At 58.0% G+C, this 264-nt stretch carries 1 pseudogene; it reads left to right on the forward strand.

Annotation, left to right across the window (positions count from 1 at the left end):
* Nucleotides 1-264: pseudogene (locus tag AF337_RS27290) on the forward strand (SAM-dependent DNA methyltransferase); the annotation flags it as partial.

A 264-nucleotide genomic window follows, 5' to 3' on the forward strand; every position in this document is an offset into this window, starting at 1 on the left:
AGATAAACGTCGGGAGCGCCGAAGATCTGCAGAAGCACATCAATCAGCGTGGCTACATCACGGCGCAAGAACCAGCCGTCGGCGCCGGCGCAACGATCATCGCACTTGCCGAGGCAATCAAGGATCTTGGCATCAACTACCAGCAGCATCTGCACGTGACGGCAATCGACGTGGATCCTCGCGCTGTGCACATGGCCTACATCCAGTTCTCGCTAATGCACATCCCGGCTCAGGTGATTGTCGGAGACACGCTCAGGCTGGAGT

Origin of the sequence: Rhizobium ecuadorense, assembly GCF_001187535.1 — a bacterium.
Taxonomy (GTDB): domain Bacteria; phylum Pseudomonadota; class Alphaproteobacteria; order Rhizobiales; family Rhizobiaceae; genus Rhizobium; species Rhizobium ecuadorense.